General features: G+C 39.8%; 15 protein-coding genes. 5 read left to right on the forward strand and 10 right to left on the reverse strand.

Translation table 11 applies throughout. The annotated features are described in order from the left end of the window. Positions 1-52 precede the first annotated feature (52 nt). The 5 genes from D0T85_RS03405 to ribD all read right to left on the reverse strand — a co-directional run bounded on the left by D0T85_RS03405 (position 53) and on the right by ribD (position 6,529). Entirely contained in the window at positions 53-568 is a 516-nt protein-coding gene (locus D0T85_RS03405) for an OmpH family outer membrane protein (RefSeq protein WP_163210266.1), read from the reverse strand. A gap of 21 nt (positions 569-589) precedes the next feature. Then, on the reverse strand, positions 590-3,214 hold the full coding sequence (bamA, locus tag D0T85_RS03410; RefSeq protein WP_163210268.1) for an outer membrane protein assembly factor BamA: 2,625 nt from the start codon (positions 3,212-3,214) through the stop codon (positions 590-592). Between the two features lie 18 nt (positions 3,215-3,232). Then, the gene (locus tag D0T85_RS03415; protein ID WP_163210270.1) at positions 3,233-3,967 is read right to left on the reverse strand and encodes an isoprenyl transferase; all 735 of its coding nucleotides are present in this window, start codon (positions 3,965-3,967) and stop codon (positions 3,233-3,235) included. A gap of 176 nt (positions 3,968-4,143) precedes the next feature. After that, positions 4,144-5,415: a DUF6242 domain-containing protein gene (locus D0T85_RS03420; protein ID WP_163210272.1), complete on the reverse strand. Its 1,272-nt coding sequence runs from the start codon at positions 5,413-5,415 to the stop codon at positions 4,144-4,146. Positions 5,416-5,497: 82 nt separating this feature from the next. After that, positions 5,498-6,529: a bifunctional diaminohydroxyphosphoribosylaminopyrimidine deaminase/5-amino-6-(5-phosphoribosylamino)uracil reductase RibD gene (ribD, locus tag D0T85_RS03425; RefSeq protein WP_163210274.1), complete on the reverse strand. Its 1,032-nt coding sequence runs from the start codon at positions 6,527-6,529 to the stop codon at positions 5,498-5,500. A 407-nt stretch (positions 6,530-6,936) separates the two neighbouring features. Here ribD and D0T85_RS03430 point away from each other — a divergent pair, with 407 nt between their 5' ends. From D0T85_RS03430 to D0T85_RS03445, 4 genes are all read left to right on the forward strand, one after another. Next, positions 6,937-7,338 (forward strand): hypothetical protein, encoded by a 402-nt coding sequence (locus D0T85_RS03430; protein ID WP_163210275.1) that lies wholly within the window; start codon positions 6,937-6,939, stop codon positions 7,336-7,338. Next, on the forward strand, positions 7,338-8,171 hold the full coding sequence (prmC, locus tag D0T85_RS03435) for a peptide chain release factor N(5)-glutamine methyltransferase (RefSeq protein WP_163210765.1): 834 nt from the start codon (positions 7,338-7,340) through the stop codon (positions 8,169-8,171). The genes D0T85_RS03430 and prmC overlap by 1 nt, the downstream gene beginning before the upstream one ends. Then, positions 8,168-8,626: a regulatory protein RecX gene (locus D0T85_RS03440; RefSeq protein WP_163210277.1), complete on the forward strand. Its 459-nt coding sequence runs from the start codon at positions 8,168-8,170 to the stop codon at positions 8,624-8,626. Before prmC ends, D0T85_RS03440 begins: the two co-directional genes overlap by 4 nt. Before the next feature lie 83 nt (positions 8,627-8,709). Then, positions 8,710-9,753 (forward strand): asparaginase, encoded by a 1,044-nt coding sequence (locus D0T85_RS03445; protein WP_163210279.1) that lies wholly within the window; start codon positions 8,710-8,712, stop codon positions 9,751-9,753. A gap of 93 nt (positions 9,754-9,846) precedes the next feature. On the opposite strand, the gene D0T85_RS03450 is transcribed toward D0T85_RS03445, so the two are convergent. The 5 genes from D0T85_RS03450 to D0T85_RS03470 all read right to left on the reverse strand — a co-directional run bounded on the left by D0T85_RS03450 (position 9,847) and on the right by D0T85_RS03470 (position 19,462). After that, positions 9,847-11,496, reverse strand: a complete 1,650-nt coding sequence (locus tag D0T85_RS03450) for a pectinesterase family protein (protein WP_163210281.1) — start codon at positions 11,494-11,496, stop codon at positions 9,847-9,849. A 163-nt stretch (positions 11,497-11,659) separates the two neighbouring features. Then, a complete protein-coding gene (locus D0T85_RS03455; RefSeq protein WP_163210283.1) occupies positions 11,660-12,808 on the reverse strand; it encodes a dienelactone hydrolase family protein in 1,149 nt (382 codons plus the stop codon). 87 nt (positions 12,809-12,895) lie between these two features. Further along, on the reverse strand, positions 12,896-14,431 hold the full coding sequence (locus tag D0T85_RS03460) for a DUF4957 domain-containing protein (RefSeq protein WP_163210285.1): 1,536 nt from the start codon (positions 14,429-14,431) through the stop codon (positions 12,896-12,898). A 31-nt stretch (positions 14,432-14,462) separates the two neighbouring features. Continuing rightward, entirely contained in the window at positions 14,463-16,241 is a 1,779-nt protein-coding gene (locus D0T85_RS03465; RefSeq protein WP_163210287.1) for a RagB/SusD family nutrient uptake outer membrane protein, read from the reverse strand. Positions 16,242-16,261: 20 nt separating this feature from the next. Then, positions 16,262-19,462 (reverse strand): TonB-dependent receptor, encoded by a 3,201-nt coding sequence (locus D0T85_RS03470; RefSeq protein ID WP_163210767.1) that lies wholly within the window; start codon positions 19,460-19,462, stop codon positions 16,262-16,264. Positions 19,463-19,729: 267 nt separating this feature from the next. On the opposite strand from D0T85_RS03470, the gene D0T85_RS03475 reads away from it, so the two are divergent. Next, positions 19,730-21,328 (forward strand): glycoside hydrolase family 28 protein, encoded by a 1,599-nt coding sequence (locus D0T85_RS03475; RefSeq protein ID WP_163210289.1) that lies wholly within the window; start codon positions 19,730-19,732, stop codon positions 21,326-21,328. Positions 21,329-21,357: the final 29 nt, after the last annotated feature.

Raw genomic sequence — 21,357 nt, forward strand, 5'->3', positions numbered from 1 at the left:
CTATTTCTTTGATTTTTAAATGATTATTTCTCTCGGGTGCAAATATAGAAATTTAATTTGAATATCCTAACCTCGCCAGCACTTCATTACTAATATCAATACGTGGCGAAGCAAAAATAACACTTGTAGCAGAGGCTCTATCAAGTATCAACGAATAGCCTTGGCTTTCTGATATCTCTTTCACTGCATTGTAAACCTTATCTTCGATGGGTTTCATTAACCTTTCCTGCATTTTAGCAAGTTCGCCTTCGGGTCCAAAATATTTTTTTCTTAATTCGTTAGCTTCTTTTTCCTTAGCAATAATCTCTTCTTCTTTTTTTGTTTTTTGTTGCTCGGAAAGAGAACCTGCATTCTTTTGATAATTAGTATACAATGTTTGGGCTGCTTCCATAACTGCCTGTACCTCACCCTGCCATTTTGTTGACGACTGAGTGATTTGTTCGTTAGCTTGCTTTGCAGCCGGTATATTCTCGAAGATATACTCCATGTCGATCAAAGCAAACTTTTGCGCATTAGCTGTTATTGTAACAGCCAACATACACATCAATAATAGAATAGACTTTTTCATGATGCTTAGTTTTAGTTTAAATTAGAATTCCTGGCCTAGAATAAAGTGAAGTTGTGAGCCACTGTATTCTTTGCTTCCATTTATCTTATCAAATCCATAAGCCCAGTCAATACCCATCATACCAATCATTGGCAGGAAGATACGTACACCAACACCAGCCGAACGTTTCAAGTCGAACGGATTGAACTTGTTTACATTAGTCCATGCATTACCTGCTTCAACAAAACCGCTAACATAAATACTGGTTGTAGGTTCAAGCATTAACGGATATCTAAGTTCAAGACCCAAACGTGAATAAGCATATCCTCTACCATTATTACCATAGGTAAGTGCACTGTTTTCATATCCGCGTAATGCAATTGTTTCGGTAGCGTAGCTTGAATATCCGGTCATACCATCACCCCCAACATCGAATGTTTCGAAAGGAGATTTTTTATGTTTATTGTAGTGACCAATAAATCCGTATTCAACGCGGGTCATTATCACAGGAGTTTTAACTGCATTTGATAGTGCAGTAAATGTTTTCGATTTGAATTTCCATTTGTGATACTCTACCCACTTATGCATTTTATTCACATCGTTTTGATCGCTGAGATCGTATTTACCATAGTTTATACCATCGAACATTGAATAAGGTGGTGTTAACTGTGCCGATAACGAGAATTCCGAACCATTACGTGGGAAGATTGGGTTATCAGTTGAATTTCTGGCCAAAGTAAGGTTTAAGCTAATATTATTACAGTTACCATCGGTTACCGGGAAATAATACCACTCTTTCAACATATATCTTTGGTATGATAACTCTGCCGATAATGTAAAGTAGTCATCGGGCCAGTTTAAACGTTTACCAAACATGGCCGAGATACCAAACATTCTCATTTTCTTATCGGGGTCGTAATAGTTTTCATAATTGTTATAACCATAGTTTCCACCGTAATAACCACCATAATAGCTATTCATCAAGCTATTCATATATGCCTGATTGTAGTAACGGCTACTAACATCGGTTTGCAATGAGTAGAATGCCGATACCGAGAACGAGTTAGGACGCTTACCTCCAAACCAGGGGTCGAAGAATGAAATGCTGTATTGTTGATAATAATCGGCATTGGTTTGCCCACTGATAGTAAGTGTTTGCCCGTCTCCCTGTGGAAGTATACCACGACGGTTTTCTTTGTTGAACAAGTTCTTCAATGAGAAGTTTGTAAACTTCAAACTCAATTTACCAATCACACCGGTTTGTCCCCAACCTGCCGAGAACTCAATCTGGTCGTTAGCCTTCGATACCAGATCATAACCTATGTCTACCGTTCCGTTTTCGGGCGATGGCTGTATATCGGGTTTAATGTTTTCCGGGTCAAAGTGTCCCATCTGTTGTAACTCACGCATTGAACGCATCAGCTCTTCACGATTGAAAAGATCTCCGGGACGTGTACGCAACTCACGACGAACTACATGATCGTACAAACGGTCGTTACCGTTTATTATTACCTTATTAATTGTAGCTTGCTGGCCTTCGTAAATTCTCATTTCAAGGTCAACAGAGTCGCCAACAATATTAACTTCAACTGGGTCAAGGTTATAGAAAAGGTATCCATTATTATAGTAGAGGTTACCTACTGCGCTTTCATCGGTAAAGAGACGGTCGTTCATCAGTTTCTGGTTATACACATCTCCCTTTTCCATTCTTAATAAAAAGTTCAAATGATCTGCCGAATAAAGTGTATTACCTACCCAGGTGATGTTACGAACATAATATTTCTGGCCTTCTTCGATTTCCATGAAAACATTCACTGTTTTGTCGTCGAACGGACTCACACTATCGGCCAGGAATATCGCATCACGATATCCTAACTCGTTATACTTATCGATAATAAGTTGTTTGTCTTCTTCGTATTTTTCAGGAATAAATTTCTTTGTGCGGAAGAAGTTTGCCAGTTTGCCTTTCTCATTGGTTTTTTTCATAACCCTCTTCAGTTTTTTGTCCGAAAGAGCTTCGTTACCAATGATTGTTATTTCGTTAACTTTGATTTTTTCTTTCTTATCTATATTTACATCAACCAATACCTGATTTTCGTTGGCAGGGTCGTCTCTCTGCACAATTACTACTTCGGCATTTTTAAAGCCCTTGCCATCAAAATAACGTTTTATTAATGTTTTGGCGCGGTCAATAAGGTTTGGAGTAACCTGTCCGCCTCTAACCATTCCTAACTGAGCTTCGAGATCTTCGCGTTCGGATTTCTTCACTCCGTTGTAACGTATATCGGATATACGCGGACGCTGTGCCAGTTTAATCTTCAGGTAAACCTTATTGTCTACTATTTTTTCGGCTGTAACACTTACGTCCGAAAACAATCCGTGCTTCCAATAACGTTTGATAGCCTGGGTAATTTCATCGCCAGGTACGGTAATTACCTGTCCAACAGCTAACCCCGACAATCCAATGAGTACATAATCTTCGTAATTAGGTACACCTTCTACTTCAATACCACCAATTTCATATTTTTTGGGTACTCCCGAATATAGAATTACAGGTTTAGAAGTTTCGTCGTCTACTACTGTCTCAACGTCTTGCGCAACTGCTGGTGTGATAAAGCTAAACAAACAGATTATTGCAATAAATATGGAAGAAATACGATAGTGCATTTATATTTTGAATTTACGTTAACTAACTTGTTCACTCGTTTTACCGAATCTTCGTTCTCTCTTTTGATAGTCACTTATGGCTTTTACCAGTTCGCTTTCTTTAAAATCGGGCCAGTAAGTATCGCAGAAGTATAATTCCGAGTAAGCGCATTGCCACAACAAGTAATTGCTTAAACGAATCTCGCCACCTGTTCTTATTAACAGATCAGGATCGGGCATAAAACCGGTTGTTAAATGCTTGCCGAACATTTCGGTGTTGATATCGTTTAATGTCATGGTACCATTCTGCACTTCGGCTGCAATACGTTTGGCTGTATCGGCAATTTCCCAACGCGACGAATAGCTTAATGCAAGCACCAAACACATGCCGGTATTGCCCGAAACCCTGTCGATGCAAGAGGACAAACGTTCTTGTATATGCAAAGGAAGCCTATTAATATCACCGATAACACGGAAACTGATATTGTTTTTCATAAAAACCTCTTCTTCGATTGCATCGAGCAGTAGTGTCATTAATGCTGATATCTCCTCGACCGGCCTGTTCCAGTTTTCCATAGAAAAAGTGTACAGGGTTAAATATTTAACTCCCAGTTTGGCTGATGCTTCTGCAATCTCCCGAGCGACTTCAACCCCAACCTGATGCCCGTAACTGCGTTCTTTTCCGCGTTCCTTCGCCCATCGTCCATTACCATCCATAATGATAGCAATGTGTTGAGGTATCATATTCGAATCTATTTGTCCTGTTTCTGACATTTGCTTTACTAAATTATATCTCCTTTAATAAAGGAGACCACCTACTCTTTTTGTTAGACGTTCAAGATCTCTCAATCTTAAGCAAAACAATCAGTCTTTTAATAAATTTCATACTAAATTAAACTAGTATTACATTTGTTATTAAAAGACTGATCCATTTTTAAATATTTTTGCAGTTATTGAATCGCAAAACCAAGTTTGTTTAAGCGACCTCTCCACACTTCATTTTTGTCTTTCCACACAATCCAGATAAAATTATCTTCGTCGACCAATGAAGAGTAATCGCCACGTCCGGCAAATCCTTCGTTAAACATAAACTTCTTTGTTACAGTTTTCCATATTATTGCATCGTCCGACACATAGAAGTTTTTAAATTCGCCACCGTATGCATAAATCCTATCATTATAGTACATAACAGAAGGTCTTTCCATTGTTGGTATATAATAAGAGGTAGCAGTTGCGGTGTTGGCCCAGTTTTTCCCGTCGTACGAGAACCAAGGTAATGTTTGTTTAGCATCTTTTGCTTTACCTACTATTAACATTCGGGGAATACCGGTACGTGTTGTGTGATAAGTAGCCGAGATGTTTTCTAACGGGAAACCACTTGGTGCAACTTCTCTCGATGTTTGCCATGCTGTAGCATCGGTATTAGATAGTACAAACTTATTTCCATCGTCTTCCTTCAATACTGCGGCAATTCCATCGGGGAAAGCGGCTATTAATGCAAGTACATTATCGCCTAAGGCCGATTCTGTCCATGTTAAACCATCTTCGGTGAAGAAAACTTTATCTTCATCGGATAGTGCATATAGTTTATCGTTATAAGTAAGGATGGAATTAAGTTTAAGATTTGCTTGTGGCGATACTGTTACATTATTTACATCCCAATTTTTACCATCTTTTACAGAAGAAGAATAGACGGATGTAAATGAGTTATAGATGAGTAATTTGTTATTCAAACGTACAATCTTGTTTTCTTTATTTGCTGTATTGCCCGAATAGTTTTCGGTCATTTTGCTCCAGGAAAGCGAGTCGGGGTCTTGCTTATGTCTTCTTACCTCAACTGTGTATTTTTTCTCTGTTACACCATCAACTGCCGAAATGAGTTTAAGTTCGATTGGACCTTTGGTAAAATCTACAGAGTCGGTCATAACAAAAAATGTGTCGCCAGTTAGTACAAAAGCGTAAGGCGCAGTTAAAGTATCTACCAGAATCTTATTAATAATGGTATCTGCTCCTACTGGTACTGAATCGATATTATAAATCTCACCTCTTAGCTGATCTATTGTGAATTTATAATGCTTTCCATATATTGTATCAAGTCCAAAAGCGCGGATTGTAACATCAATGGGATAATCTACCGATGAATCATTTGACCCCAAGCATGATACAAGCATGACTAAAAACAAGCAAATACTTGCAATTGCAGATAAAAACTTTAATCTCATTTTGCCTTTATATTATTTACAAGCTGCAAAAATAGGAACATTTTTGTCGAAATTGAACATTAAACCTAAGTTTTATATAAAATTATGGATAATGCCGGATATATTCACCAAAGTATTTTTCTATTGAATAGCTGTTTTGATTGTTTATTTGTGGCGATTTAACCCCCGTACCAAGCTTCTTCCGGCTCTTTTCAACAAAGATTTCATCCCATAAAGCATCATCAAGAAAAGACTGTAGTAACTTGCTTCCTCCTTCAACTAATACTGTTTGAAGTTTGCGTTTATATAAATCATCCATTATTTGCGACAGCAAATCCGATTCTTCTTTTAAGGTAATATATTCCAGGTTTTCGCTGTTGGCTTTCTTTTTTAATGTGTAAACAAGTGTAGGTACTTTGCCATCGAACAATTGCAGCGAGGTGGGAAGTACAAGATGTTTATCCAGAACTATACGTACAGGATTGCTTCCGTACCAATTACGAACGGTTAACGAAGGATTATCTAACAGTGCGGTTTGCGTGCCTACCATAATGGCATCGGCCATAGCCCTTCTTTTATGTACAAGCATTTGAGTTAGTTCTGTTGATAGTTTTGCGGGCTGACCGCCTGTGCGCACAACATCCAGAAAACCATCGGCCGACTCGGCCCATTTTAGTATTATATAAGGTCGATGCAAGGTATTGAATGTAATAAAGTTGCGAATTAATTCACGGCATTGGTGTTCTAATACACCTACAATAACTTCGCGGCCGGCCTCTTCCAGTTTTTTTATGCCGTTACCGGATACTTCTGTAAAGGGATCTTTGCAGCCAATTACAATGCGGGGTATTTCTTTTTCTATAATTAAATCGGCGCAGGGAGGTGTTTTTCCGTAATGCGAACAAGGTTCTAAACTTACATAAATGGTAGATTCCTTTAACCTCGATGGTTCTTTTACCGAGCGTATGGCGTTTACTTCGGCATGTGCTTCGCCGCAACGTATATGGTAGCCTTCGCCAATAATTTCGTTGTTATGTACTATTACTGCACCCACCATAGGGTTGGGCGATACATTATTTTGTCCATTCAATGCCAGTTGTATGCAACGGCGCATGTAAATTTCGTCTTTATTCATTAGGCGTATTTTTAATCATCCTATTATTTGTTGGCAACAAGCAATTGCTTCAACATTAAAACTGCTATTGCTTTAACTTCAAACAGCATTGCATTCATTTTGCATAGTTAGTAGATTTTCATTCTGTACACCCGGGTGTTGAGTGCGTTAACACCCGGGTGTACACAGCATTAACACCCGGGTGTTCAGCCCTTGTACACCCGGGTGTAAACACACTCAACACCCGGGTGTACAGAGACTCAATGCATAAGCATTCAACAGTAAATGCACTGGCAAATATAAAGAATGAAATAAGGATGTGCAAAGAAAGGTACTACAACTTGCTTTTTTATGCTACAGTTACTGTTATTCAGAGAGGCGGTTATTTGCTTTTTTGCACTATCTTTGTCGTCAAAACAAATAAAGCTATGACCAAAAGACATATAAATATACTGCTTGCCGTATTAATAATAATCGTTTATATTGCACTTTATTTTCTGCCTACACCCATAAACCCCATTTCTGCTTTTAATAAAAGAGACGATGATGCAGCATGTGCCATGGTTTGCCTTCTGGCTTCATTAACTTTGGTAATGCAATGGAAAATGACCGACTGGCTGGTTACCAAAATACTCAATGCAATTATTGCCAGTGTTACCTTTGTTATATTGTTATATAATATTTTCACTTTAAACGCTGATGATAGCGAAAGGAATAACTGCATAATATTGCTTGTTTTTATGATCGTTGCTTATGCTGGTTATCTTATCCTTAAATATATTGGTTTGAAAAAGCTGGAAGCAGAGGAGTTAAACAAGAAAATAGATTGATATTGTTGCTCAAAGAATATATATACAGCAATTTGCAGGATATCTATCCGCCAGAAGAATTAAGAAGTCTGGCTAAAATCATAAGCAAAGATATCCTGATGCTCTCCGAATTAGACTGTTACATTGGCAAATATGCTGATTTGCCACCTGCTAAGAAGGAGGTTTTACACAAAACAATCCAACGCTTACAACAATTTGAACCCATACAATATATTCAGGGATGGGCCCCATTCTATGGTTACTCTTTCGGTGTAGCTCCAGGTGTATTGATTCCCAGACCCGAAACAGAAGAGCTGGTTGAACTTATTATTAAAGAATCGCCGGCAAAAAGCCGGATACTCGATATTGGCACAGGCAGCGGATGTATAGCAATTACCCTCTCGAAAAAGATGCCCGGTGCTGTTGTTGAAGGATGGGACATCTCGGGAGAAGCGTTGCAAATAGCCGAACGAAACAACAAAGAATTACAGGCAGATGTATTTTTCAGGCAGATCGACATCTTGAATTACATCCCCGAAAATGGAAAATTCGACATTATAGTTAGCAACCCACCTTATATTACAGGGAAAGAAAAAGCAGATATGCACCCCAATGTATTAGAGTGGGAACCCGATTTGGCGTTATTTGTACCTAACAATGACCCACTGTTGTTTTATAGAACAATTGCTGAGACAGGCAGACAACTATTAGCCGACAATGGCAAAATCTACTTTGAGATAAACCGCCAATATGGCAACGAAACAGCACAAATGCTCGAAAGCCTGAAGTATAAAAACATCCACATTATAAAAGATTTGTTTGGTAATAACCGGATTATAACTGCCAACCGATGAAAGAAATTACAGAAAAAGAAGCACTTGGTAAAATGGCTTCGTATTGTTCATTGTCCGAGCATTGTAGAAGCGAAGTAGAAGAAAAGCTCCGGAAATGGGAATTGGATGATGAAAGCATACAACGAATTATTCAAACGCTTGTTGAAGAGAACTACTTAAACGAAGAAAGGTACTGTGAAAGTTTTATCCATGATAAACTTTTTTTCAACAAATGGGGTAAGCTAAAACTGGCCCAGGCTTTATATTTTAAAAGAATACCCGACAAGATTATCCGGAAATACTTGGATAAAATTGATGAAGAAGAATATCTCGAAATCCTGAGTAAACTGATTGAAGCTAAACAGAAAACCATTAAAGCTAAAAACGACTATGAGTTTAAAGCTAAGTTAATGCGTTTTGCATACAGCAAGGGCTTCGACTCGGAAGATATTGCCAAATGCTTGCAAAACGACTAAGAGGTTTGAATTAACTGTCATTTTAACAGCTAATATGATTTATATCATTATCTTTGCAAACAAACATTAGCTATTTTCATCTCATGACACAAGAATCTACTTCCGTTTTGCTAATATACACCGGTGGCACCATTGGCATGATTGAGAATCCCGAGACTGGGGCGTTAGAGAATTTCAACTTCGAACAACTTCAAAAGCATGTACCCGAGCTTGCAGGTTTTCACTTTCGCATAGATTCTTTTCAGTTTGATCCGCCAAGAGATTCATCGGATATGGATCCGAATGCATGGAGAGAGCTGGTTAAAATTATAAGTGATAATTATAATGAGTATAATGGTTTTGTGATTCTGCATGGTACAGATACCATGGCGTTTACGGCTTCGGCCTTGAGTTTTATGCTGGAAGGGCTCGACAAAGCGGTAATTCTTACAGGTTCGCAATTGCCCATTGGTGTTCTGCGAACAGATGGCAAAGAAAACCTGATGACCAGCATTGAGATTGCAGCTGCCCGCAACGAAGAGGGTAAAGCATTGATTCCGGAGGTTTGCATCTTTTTTGAGAATCATTTGATGCGCGGCAACCGTACCACAAAACTAAATGCCGAGAATTTTAATGCCTTCCGTTCTTTTAACTACCCGGCACTGGCTACAGCGGGAATTCATATTAAATACAATCAGGTTATACGTAATTACAGCAAGAGGGAAGACCGAGACTTGAAGCCTCATTATCTGCTGGATACAAACATTGCGATATTGAAAATATTCCCAGGGTTACAAGAGAATGTGGTTGCTGCCACACTTGCCGTACCCGGTCTAAAAGCTGTTGTGTTAGAAACGTATGGTTCGGGCAATGCACCACGCAAAGAGTGGTTTATCCGATTGTTATGCGAAGCCAGCAGTAAAGGCATAGTGATAGTAAATATAACACAGTGCAGCGCAGGGGCAGTTGAGATGGAACGCTATGAAACTGGTTATCAGTTGCTGCAAGCGGGAGTTGTGAGTGGCCACGATAGTACTACAGAATCTGCCATCACCAAATTAATGTTTTTACTTGGACATGGATTAAGTACGGAAGAAGTACGAAAAAGAATGGGAGTGTCGATTGCAGGGGAAATGACGGTGGGTTAATAGTTGAGAGTTGAGAGTTGAGAGTTGAGAGTTGAGAGTTACCATGCGGCATCGTAACTCTCAACTCTCAACTCTCAACTCTCAACTAATCAACTATCTTTTTGTTTGTATCAAACTCTCCGGATCTGTTAATGGGTTCCAGCCATCGTTACCTTTCAGAATATCTTTAATAGAGTATCCTTTCAGGCTTTTAAGTTGTGTGGAGAATAATGCACGTTTTGCTGGTCTGGCTCCGGGGCCTGTACTTTGGTATTCGGCATAAAATACAGTTTTCTCGGCATCCTTTTTATTCCAGTTGTCCCAGCCTTCGGGTTGAATATGGTTTTCCATTTCGCAGCGAATAAATACGGCTTTGGCAAAGTTTCGCCATGGGCGGGAAAGATAAACCTTATCCACATCGTCGGCAGCAGTAAGTTTACAATCAAGGAATACATACCCATATTCTTTTCCTTCAGGGGTAGATGGAGCAGTAACGTATCCTGTTGCTTTGCTGTGAATGGTACAGTTGCTAAATACAGCGGTAGACCATCCGAAGATAAAATCAACCGATCCTTCGATATAGCAGTTATCGTAATACTGACGGCTATCCATACCGTAAGTGTAGAGTGTATCCTGAAATCCCAGGAAGCTGCAATTCTTAAAAACAGTACGGTCGCCTGTTACAAGTACAGCAACTGCCTGCCCTACCGGGCCTGATGTGTTTTGGAAAGTTATGTTCTCGGCATACAGGTTGTTTGCATAAAAGTAGCAGGTAGCCGATCCGGAAGTAGATTTCTCTTCACCGAAAATGTTTTCCTTCTGTGCATAGTCGCCGTAAGCGATAACAGTTCCCTCCTCTCCTATCAGTGATACATTTATTTTGCTTTCGGGTATTATCAGCTTTTCTCTGTAAGTGCCTTTGCGTATAAGGATACGAGTACGGGCTTCTTTCCGGTAGTCGGGTACATTCATAATGGCTTCCTGTATGGTAAAGAAATCGCCCGAACCGTCTTGGGCTACAACAAAATCGTATGTTCTAATATAAGGTACCAGCTCGGGAAGTTTTTCTTTAAATGCCTGCACAGCTAGGGCAGCAACAGCTCTTCCTCCTGCTATATTAAGGTGGGTATCATCTCTTTTTCCGGCAGGCATAGCAGGAACAGTTCCAGGTTCTACCCACATAAAATATTTACGCGATGGCTTATCGCCTAAAAGTCTTACCCACTGACTGGTTAGTTCATTGAGGTCAATCATGGGAAGATTCATCTGGGTTGCTACATTGCGGGTTGCAGTTAGATAGTCGCCGTGTGTATCAATCAAATGGCCGGAGGCATCAAACTGCCTGCGTACGATAGAGGTAAACAATACAGGCTTTCCTCCTTTCTGCCGGGCTTCTTTAATAAAGCGTTCCAGATTGGCATCGAAGGTACTTCCGGGTTTTGTATGGCGTGCTTCGTCTTCTTTCTGGTCGTTATGTCCAAACTGTATAAAAACATAATCGCCCGGTTTCAGTTTGCTGAGTACTTCGTCCCAGCGTCCTTCATCGATAAAGCTTTTGGTGCTTCGTCCGTTTACGGCATAGTTGTCTATCACCACATCACTAGAAAAGAATCCGGGTAGCATGTGCCCCCATCCACGTTCGGGGTTACCACTTGCAAGACTTTTATCAGCCATGGTAGAGTCGCCAATCATATAAATAGTGATTACAGGTTTGCTTTGAAAGGCTAACAAGGGTAGAATTAAAAATAATAGAATGTACTTCATAATAAGTTTTGAGTAATGAGTTTTGAGTTTTGAGTAATGTGTTTTGAGTTCATCCGGAGGCAAAGATAATAATTATTGAGTAATTAATGCGCAGCCAATTAGCACATTTGCACATTAGCATATTGGCACATTATTCATATTGGCACATTAGCATATTGGCACATTACTCATTATTCAAAACTCCCTCAATCCATTTTAATGTTTCCTGCTGCATTTCTTTATTAAAGGTATGTGGCTGATCCCATAGTTTAGTTACCAGATTGCTTTCTTGGTTTTGTTGCTTCCATACCTTGTGCATAATTGCATAAGCATCCTTAACGCCTTCAACCGGGAAAAGCTTGTCTTTAGTTCCATTGAAAAACAACATGGGTTTGGGGCAGGCTATAGATGCTACATGTGGGTAATCCATATAATTTCGGATGCCAGGCACAAGCATAGAGTAGGCCGATCCGCCTTTATTCTGGTTGTTGGTGAGGGTCATCAGATGCTCTGTGGTATTCATCCAACAAATAGCGGCGGCGACTTTTACTACATCGGTTGCAGCCGACAACATCCATGCCCGATGAGCTCCCATGGAGAATCCTACAGCACCTATTCTTTCTGCATCAACAAAGGGCAGGGTTGCCAAAAACTCTGCCGACCGAATATCATCGTAAGTAATGATGCCAGCCCACGACATTCCCATCTGCATCAGGTTTGCTGCAAGTGCTTGCTGAGAGTCGTAATGTGGTCCTTCTCTCCTACCCCGTTCGCCCCAAAGCAGGGCATCGATGGCTAACACAACAAAACCGTTGGAGGCAAAGTAATCGCCTACAAACTGACCTTCGTAACATTTATCAGCCCATGCGTTTGCATCGTCCATTATTTCCTGTGAAACATTAAAAGGGCGAACCATCTTTTCTTTGCCTATGGTAAAATGTGCACCGTGATCGTGCAGCATTACAATAGCAGGGAATGGGCCTTCTCCATTGGGTATAAGTAGATACGCGGGTATGTACGACCAATTGGATACATTGAGTTCTATTTTAAGGGCTTTGTATCCATCCCGTTGTTCTGCTTCAACTATTTTGGGATTGAAACAAGAGAATAGTGGTGCCGGACTTATACACTCATGCAGCGTTTTACGGGCTTCTTTTCGCCATTCGGTAAAGTCTGTAATGGGTGAGTTGCCCCAGGCCAGTGGCCAGGTAAGGGTTTGTTTGAGTTCCTGGTAGAAGCTGGGCATGTTGTTGGTTACTTCGTGGTTTTGGGCATTCTGGCCGTTAAGGGATAATGTTAGGGCAAGGAGGAGGGGTGGGAGGAGTTTTTTCATGATGTAAAATATAGAAAAAAGGAGCCATTTGCTACATACAGCAAATAACTCCTTTTTAAAACTAACCTATTTATCTAATCTCACTAATTAACGCCATCTGGAATCACCTATAGCAGCATCAATCAAATCTTGGTTGCTAATAGTAAAATCACCTTTGGCAGCATCTTTAAATCCGGGATCCAGTTCGGTATATGTGCCAGCATCATTAATAGCTTTATCTTGCGTACTAGCTGTGAAGTTAGGTGCTTTGAAGTAATTATTATCCTTCATTTCCTTAATGGTTGTGGAAGTTTGATTTGAATAATAACCTTCTGTGTTAGCAAGAATATTCTTGTTGAATGTAATTTCATGACTAGCCAAACGAATATACAAAATACGTTTGCCTTTGTTATTGGTTACATTATTAAATGTATTATTACTAATATTGATTTTGCTGGTTACACCAGGGAAGTTTGTTGAACCTCCGGCATCCATACGGAAGAAGTCACGTCCTAAAGCACTGTTATATGCAGTATTGTTAGTATACTCAAATGTTTGAGCTATACCATTACGGAAGTCAATAAAATCGCCGCCATTACATTCTATATTCGAATAAACATTGTTTGTTATAGTCACCGATACAATGTTACACTTCTTGTTTACATACAAAGTTCCTTTGGTGTAGTTTGCTATTTCGCAGTCTTTGATAGTAAGTGCACCATATTCGCCATCTTCGTCATAAACAATTGCTTGATCACCGCTTGATGCTGTACCATCCAGAATAAGGCTTTCCAAAGTAAGTGCTGCTCCTGCCTTCACATGGAAGATGGTTGATTTCAGTATTGGTTTCTTATTTGAGTTATCTGCTTTAAATGTAACATTCTTTTCAATGGTTAGCGTTGGATATTCGTATGTACCTTCGAGCATTGAGAAAATTGTACCTTCGTCGGCATCTTTCAGTAAAGCAACTAAATCATCTTCTACAGATACAGGTGTTGTATCACCTTTGGTTTTGAAAGTTAATGTACCACGGGTTCTGGTTCCATTCAGTAATTTGGCTGTGTAATCAGTTTCTTTCTGCAACCCTGTTATGGTGGCTGCACCGGCAGCAATATCTTCGGCTGTTAGTGTATATACAATGTCTCCGGGAGTTACATTTATAGTTGTAGCAGTTTCTCCTTCGGGCCAGCGAAGCGTTACTTCTGTCTTCTTGATCTCAGCTGGGTCAATAGCATAAAATATTTGCTCGGCATCTGTTTTAAATGTTTCGCTTGTCCATTTAGAGTCGGCAATACCTTCGCCAACAGCTTTTACACGAAGTGAGTAATTCTCTTCACCTAACAAACCGTTGATAACATAAGATGTTGATGTTATATCGGCAACAGATTTTAAAGGAGTACCCTCGTAATTCTCATTGCCATTCTCAAATAATTCGAGTGTATAACTCTTTGCATTATTCACCTTTTTCCAAGAAATAGCCGCATTCACCTGATTTCTTATTACAATGGTTAAATTGGTGGGCGAAAACAAACGGCTGGTTTCCAGTGATGTTATTTCATCGGCAATATCATCGCCACAACTGGTGGCAAATAGCATTACGGCAACCCCCAATACGGCGGTTATATGTTTGATATATTTGTTCATTGTTATTCTGATTTAAAAGTTCTTCATTTTCTTATGGCTGATTGTATCCATCGTTAGTTATCAGGCCATTGCTGCTATCAACAAATGTTTGCCAAATAGGCCAGTATTGTTGCAAGTCAGGATCGCGAAGAGCCAAACAATTATAGTAAGGAACAGCATCACTATCGCTCAACAGATTCCAGTTTTTGCTAGATGTATATCCAAGACTGACACCTTTCTCATCAGTATCACCAAACTCTAAGCCATAGATAATAACCTCTTCGCCTTCGTTCTTATAATATATCTTACTAGGCAAATTGGCATACTTGCCTTCGCGATTGGCTAATTGTTTCAGTTTCTCTTGTGATTCCTTGATTTTGCTTCCCAAAAGATTCCAGCGGATAAGGTCACCCTTACGCAGTTTTTCGCCAGTAAACTCAAATGCACGTTCGTCAACAATAGCATTGAAGAATGCTTCTTTGCTGGCAGTGACAGCAGTCATAAACGATGATACTTTTGCCGAACTGTTTGGAAATGCACGTTCGCGAACCATTTTCAAATATGGAGCAGCAGCAGCTGGACCATCTAATTCGTTAATCGCTTCGGCAGCCATCAGAATAACATCCGAGTAGCGCATATAAAGCCAGTTCAAACCATCGTCGTTAGTTGATGTTACTACACGTGGCAACCATTCATAGCGATACTTACCAAAGCACCATTTATTAAGGTTTCCAGGAACTTGTATGCCATCTGTCCACACATAAGGAATGCAGGTTACATCACGACGAACATCATCTTTATCGTAGTCATAAAACAAAGCTGGATTAGGACCATTATTTCCACCTCTGGCTTGTCCTGTATATTTGTCGGTATTGGTGTGCTGCAATCCTAAATCAAAGATAACACGGCCACGACCATCACTAAATGGTATCTCCCACAATGTTTCTAAACCGGCTGTAAGTTTCTCACCACAGAATTCTTTGAATGCTTCTTCAAATCCAAGCAGTTGACATGTGCCGCTATTAATAACCTCTAAACATTCTTTTTTTACAATTTCATACATCTTATCAGAAGCTAGTTCAGGGTCGGTACTCTTGCGAATGGTTCCATCCATACGTTGACCATATCCTCCGGCTGCCAATGCCAAACGCGAACGAAGCCCCTTAACGAAAGCTTTATTCACACGTTCTGTGCTTTTGGTTGTAGCTGTAGCATTGGGCCATTCAACTAGTTCGGCAGCTTCTTCCAAATCAGCAAGTAACTGTTTGTAAATAACATCACGATCCGCCCTTGGCACATACACTGTTTCTGTGCTTATAGGCTCAAAGCGTGCAGGCACATCGCCCCAGGCTTTCAACAAGTCGCTATACACCACAGCACGTAAGGTCAACATCTCACCTAATATTTGTGCCATTTCTTTATTACTTTCTACATTGCCATATGTACGAATACCACGGATGGCCAGATTGGCACGTTCAATACCTTCATAAAATTTAGCATAGGCATTATTTTCAGTATTCATTTGTCCATTGCCCGGAGTAGTCATGTAATTGGCCAGTGTTGCTGCATCGCCTGTAGTGGTGCGCAAGCTGTTAGTCACTTCACAATCGTTGTTAGTTCCGTAATGTACTAGAAAGCGGCCACGATACGAGTTTGTTTCACAAAAAGATTGGATAACACCTGCAATTGCTCCTTCAGCCAGCGCTGGAGTCGAGAAAATCACAGATTCGTCCATAGATGATTTTGTGGGTGCATCTAATATATCATCGCACGAGGTTATACCTGCTGTAAGCGATAAGGCTATCAGGGAGGAATATATTACTTTTTTCATTACTGTTTGTTTTTAGATAATTAGAAATTCAGATTTACACCAAACACTATAGAACGGCTCTTTGGATAAGCAGAGTAGTCAACGCCCGGAGTTAAAGCTGTTTTACGGCGAGTAGATACATCCGGATCAAAACCGCTATAATTGGTGAGACAGAATACATTGTATCCGGTTACGTAGAAACGACAGTTTTGTATCTTAGCCTTCCGCACAAGTGATGCAGGTAAAGTATAACCTAGTGTCAATGTATTTAAGCGAAGGAATGAACCATCTTCTACAGCCCAGTCGCTGAATACAAATCTGTCCATTAGTGGCGACCACATTGTGGTGGTTGCATTCATGGCTGCCAATTGTTCAGCATCGTTACAGATTGTTCCATCTGGTAATAAATTGGTCCAGCGTTTGCCCGAGGCCATCTCGCTTAGCATATTGCGCGAGTGATATTTACTTGTTGAAGTATATTCTATTTTGTTTGCATTATATACATCGTTTCCATAATTCCAGTTGAAATTGGCTGTTAAATCAAAGCCATACACACGTGCATTAATTGTGAATCCACCTGTGTGCAGTGGGTTTGAATCACCAATCACTTCTTTATCTTTATCATCACGTGTCACAAATCCGTCACCATCAAGGTCTTTCAGCTTCATGCTACCTGGACGTATTGTACCTACAACAGCTTTTGAGTCAACCACGCCCTCTTTCAGATTCCATGTATTTGATACTGGGTCATAGCTTTCAAAATCTGACACTTCGTAACGACCATCGCTTCTATAGCCATACATCTGACCGATAGAACCATTTTCTGTAATCTTATAGTCTATACCTATTTCGGAAGAAGCCCATCCTGACTCGCCTGTAATGTAATTCATTTGACCAAGTGATTTAATTTTATTCTTATTGAATCCAATATTTCCACTTAGGCTCAATCCAAAGTTTTTCTTGTTAATGGCTACCCAATTCAATGTTGCTTCGAATCCAGAATTCTGAGTTTCGCCCATATTACGATACTGACTATCGTATCCTGTTCCAGTAGTAGTATATCCAATCAACAAATCTTCGGTATTATTAATATAACCTTCTAATGTACCACTAAAGCGTCCGCCAAAGGTTGTAAAGTCTAAACCTATATTACGAGTTACTGTTGTTTCCCATTTAAGATCCGGATTAGCCATTACTTTCGAAGGCGACCAATAGCTACCAAATCCACTTACCCAAGCAGTACTACTTACACCATAAGTTTGAGCCATTTGTCCAGAAGGAATATTATTGTTACCAGCAGTACCATAGCTAACACGAAGTTTTAAGTCGTCCAGCCATGTTTTAGTGTTTTCCATGAAACTTTCGGAAGATATACGCCAGGCAAGAGCTGCCGAAGGGAAATATCCCCATCTGTTCCCTTCCGAGAATTTAGAAGATCCATCTGCACGGAATGTTGCACTAAATATATATTTGCTGAGATAGTCAAAGTTTGCACGACCAAAGAAAGACAGCAAGATATCATCAGGCGAAAAGAAGTTGTCTGTTGAATATGGATTACCCTGAGCTGACAGTTTCTGAGTTTGGCTGAATGTGAAAGAAGAAGGAAAGCCATGAACAGCAGATGTTAGAGCTTGTTCTTTGGTTACAATATATTCCTGACCAGCCAATACATTTAAAGTAAAATCACTAGGAATCAAATTTTTAAAATCATAGTTAACTGTATTGGTATTACGGAATGAAGTACGGTCTCTCTTAGTAAATATTACAGCTGGCAATTCTTTGTTTTCTGTAGCTGGCACATTTTTCACATAATAAGTGGTAGTACCATAATAACGGTCATCGTTCTTACGATAGTCATCTAAACTCACTTCCGAACGCAACCTTAAACCTTTAATTATTTCCCAAGTAGCGCCTCCATTCAGGGTTATTCTTTTACGTTCCTGATATTGGTCGTTATCTTTCAAAGCAACCAAAGGGTGGTGCAGGTTAAACTCATCGTCGGTTTCATCGCTATCGGTCAAACCACTAACAGGAAACGGAGTATAGATCATTGCATATTTTAGACGAGAGTCGGCCGAAGATATTTCATTCTGCTCGTTTGCTCCACCTCCATTAATTTCGGTATCCGAATAACGTACTGAGAAATCGATAGTAACAGCCTTATTGGGCTTGCTATTCAGTTTAAGAGACAGGTTTTCGCGTTTAAAATCAGACATTTGCATGATCGCCTTTTCGTCTGTACGACTATAGCTAAATGCATACTTCAGTTTATCAGTACCACCAGTGATACTTAAATTGTGATTAAACGAAAAGCCTGTGCGACCAAATGTTTGCTCTTGCCAATCGTTGCTTCCCACCTCTTTATACATATCCATATCTTGGTAGTTTCCAAAGAATTTTGTGTATTCTTCGAGTTTGCTTCTAAGCATTGCACGTTCGTATTGCCACGAAGCATAATCGTAAGAGTCAAGCACATCCAACTGCTTCGCCATCTTTTTCCAACCTACGTATGCATTATAGTTAACATTTACTTTTCCCTCTTTACCACTCTTAGTTGTAACAATGATTACACCATTAGCACCACGTGATCCATAAATAGCAGTAGATGAAGCATCTTTCAATACATCGATAGATTCGATATCCGAAGGAGCAATATCACCAATTGACTCAACAGGAAAACCATCAACAACAAACAAAGGGCTATTATCGCCAGTGATAGAACCGCCACCACGCACACGAATCTTAATCTCAGCATCTGGTGATCCTTCCGTTGTAGATATTTGTACCCCAGCCAATTTACCAGTAATAGCCTCAGCTGCCGACGAAACCGGCACCGCTGCAATAGCTTCCGATCCTACCGAAGCAACAGATCCGGTAAGGTCTTTACGTTTTGCAGTACCATAACCAATAACAACTACTTCGTCAAGAGCAGTTGCATCATCTTGTAAAGTTACATCGATACGGGATTTACCATTTACAGAAATTTCTTGCGACTTCATCCCTATATAAGAGATGATAACTGTTGCGTTAGAAGCAACTTTCAGACTAAAATTACCGTCCAAATCAGTAATAGTACCATTATTGGAGGTACCTTTTTCCATTATAGAAGCACCAATGATGGGCTCCCCAGTACTATCAACAATAGTACCAACAAGGTTAACATTCTGCGCAGATACGCTTAGCGTAACCATGGCCAACAGCATTAGAAGCAAGGCGCGCATGTTTTTCATCTTATTAGGCATTTTCAGCATAGTGTTAAATTAAAAATTTTACATTAGTTTCATAACTGTTAGCAAAGATATTGGGGGAATACAAAATTAGTGTGTATTTTTTGTTTTTAAGCATGGGACATTTTGTTTTATAGTTTTAGAGCCCAATTACATGTGGAAAAATTGTTCGCCGCACCAGTATTTTTTGGTTCATTCAATTTGTCTAATCCAAAAAACAAATATTACTCCTTACTCTTACACAATAGGATTAATATTGCAACTTGAATAAGAATTAATATTATGAAGCATTTAAAACTACTCTCGCTCGGTCTGCTAACAGGTTTATTATCTGTTAGTTGTCATTCACATACAACCCAAATATCTGATTCAGGAAGTGGTTCATTCAAATCATATTTTGAGAATGTTCCTTTCGAGATGAAAGTTCTCGAACGTCCGGAATTTCCCAATCGTATAGCTAACATCCTTGATTATGGTGCTGTAAATAACGGAATCACCCTCAACACAGAAGCTATTAACCGTGCAATACAAGATATAGCCCAAAAAGGTGGTGGAACAGTGGTTATTCCCGAAGGAATATGGAATACAGGACCAATCACCTTAATGGATAATATCAACCTGCATGCCGAAGCAAACTCGTTAATTATATTCGACCCCAATCCTGAATTATATCCAATTATTGAAACTTCTTTTGAAGGATTAAACACCCGGCGGTCTACCTCGCCTATCAATGCAAAGGGGGCAACAAATATTGCTATCACTGGGAAAGGAGTTTTCGATGGATCGGGGGATGCATGGAGATTTGTAAAAAAAGGAAAGCTAACATCATCACAATGGAATGCACTTGTGGCCTCGGGAGGTATACTTAATGAAAAGAAGGACACTTGGTATCCAAGCGAACAATCAATGTTGGGACATAAAATAAGCGACTCGTTTAACAACCCTCAAAACCTTAAAGAAGATGCCGAGTGGGAAGCCATTCACCATTGGCTGCGCCCGGTATTGCTGAGTTTCGTTAAATGCAAAGGAGTGTTTTTAGAAGGTGTTACATTCCGTAATTCTCCGGCATGGTGCCTGCATCCGCTGTCGTGCGAGGATGTAATCTTGTCCGATCTGAAGATTTTTAATCCTTGGTATTCACAGAATGGCGATGGCTTGGATCTGGAATCGTGTAAGAATGCACTGATAGTAAATTGTTTGTTCGATGTTGGCGATGATGCGATGTGTATTAAATCGGGAAAAGATAAAGACGGAAGAGATAGAAATGAACCTTGCGAAAATGTAATTCTTAAAAACAACGTAGTATTACACGGCCATGGAGGTTTTGTTGTAGGTAGCGAAATGTCGGGAGGAGTGAAAAACATTCATGTAGCCGACTGTTTGTTTCTTGGAACTGATGTTGGATTACGTTTTAAAAGTACACGCGGACGCGGAGGGGTTGTTGAAAACATCTGGATTGAAAACATCAATATGGTAGATATTCCTACAGAACCTTTATTATTTGATTTGTTTTATAGTGGTAAATCGGCAATGGAAGATTTGGAAGAAGGACGTGAAGCAAACTTCGACCTTCCGCCGGTTACGGAAGAAACACCATCGTTCCGCAATATCTTTATTAAAGATGTAAAATGTAAAGGTGCCCGCCGTGCAATGTTTTTTAATGGATTGCCTGAAATGAAAATACAGAATATCCAAGTAGAAAACGCAATCATTACTTCCCGGTTTGGAGCCGAATTGGTTCATGCCAGCGGAGTTATCCTGAAAAACGTACAGATTCTACCGGAGGAAGGGCCAAAGGTAAAAATACAATATTCGAATGATGTTACCATTGAGGGAGAGAAACTTCCTGACAGTGAGAAAACAGCTATAGAAATTAAATAAAATCTTATGTTTGAACCGAAACTTATAAA

The sequence above is a fragment of the Bacteroides sp. 519 genome (genome assembly GCF_010500955.1).
Taxonomy (GTDB): domain Bacteria; phylum Bacteroidota; class Bacteroidia; order Bacteroidales; family Bacteroidaceae; genus Bacteroides.